Source organism: Halomonas sp. MES3-P3E (genome assembly GCF_002836035.1).
Lineage (GTDB): Bacteria > Pseudomonadota > Gammaproteobacteria > Pseudomonadales > Halomonadaceae > Vreelandella > Vreelandella arctica.
On sequence record NZ_PJBT01000103.1, the window covers coordinates 1 to 1256 of the forward strand.

1 protein-coding gene is annotated in these 1256 nt (G+C 56.1%); it reads left to right on the forward strand.

The annotated features are described in order from the left end of the window. Positions 1 to 27 precede the first annotated feature (27 nt). Positions 28 to 1256: IS1380 family transposase (locus CXF87_RS12075; protein ID WP_101146783.1), on the forward strand; the 1229-nt coding region annotated here is incomplete at its 3' end.

Genomic DNA, 1256 nt, shown 5'->3' on the forward strand with positions numbered 1-1256 from the left:
AAAAAACACCAACAGCCGCTATCCAAAATGGTACCTGAAAAACTGACCTTCTCGCCACTCTCTCGCCGTCAAATTGAAGCCGATTTTTCCGGCGGTCACATCACCTCCGATGCCGGACTGTTTTTGCTGCGCGAGGTCGATAAACAACATCGCCTGACTCGCCGACTAGCCTCGGTACTTCACGATCCCCGGGATCCAGAACAGATTCGCCACCGGCTAGACACCATGGTTCGTCAACGGGTATTTGGCGTGGCCGCTGGATACGAAGACCTGAACGATCATGAAGCCCTTCGCTTTGATCAAGCGCTGCAAACGGCGGTTGGCCAGGACGACTCCTTGGCAGGCAAGTCCACGCTGTGCCGGATGGAGCAGCAGGCGGATCGGCAGGCGATAGTGAAGGCCCATCAACTACTTTGGCACCACTTCATCGAGCAGCACGAGGAGCCACCGGCGGAAATTGTGTTGGACTTTGACGGTACCGATATCCCGGTTCACGGCGAGCAGCCGGGCAAGTTCTTCAACGGCTACTACGACCACCATTGCTACTTCCCGCTGTATGTCTTCTGTGGCCGCCATCTGCTAGTGAGCTATCTGCGTACCAGTGACCACAGCGACAGCCATCACAGCTGGGCCATCCTGGCGTTACTGGTGCGCTTTATTCGCCAGTACTGGCCCGATACGCGCCTTGTGTTACGAGGTGATAGTCACTTTTGTCGCTCCCGGATGCTCAACTGGTGCGATCGGCATCACGTTGACTATATCGTGGGTATCGGCAAGAACAGTCGGCTGCTCAAGGAAGTGGATGTGCCCATGATGCTGGTGCGCAAGACCCAATGGCAGGTGGGAGGGAAAGTGGCAGAGACGTTCCGCTTCCAATATCAAGCACACGCCTGGAAGTATCCACGCTGGGTGGTGGCCCGTCTGGAAGAAGGCGAACTGGGCTCTAATCCCCGGTTTATCATTAGTTCCCGTTATGACGACGGCTTCAAGCTCTACTACGAGCAGTACTGCGCTCGGGGCGACATGGAGAACCGGATTAAAGATCAACAGCTGAGCCTGTTTGCTGATCGTACCTCCAGCACGCACTGGTGGGCCAATCAGTGGCGTCTGATCTTATCGGGCTTTGCCTATACGCTGTTCGAGCGATTACGAACACACCTGAAAAAGACGCCCTTCGCGCGTATGAGCCCGAGCAATCTGCGGCTCAAGCTGATCAAGGTGGGGGCCGTCATTATCCGCAACACCCGGCGAATCCG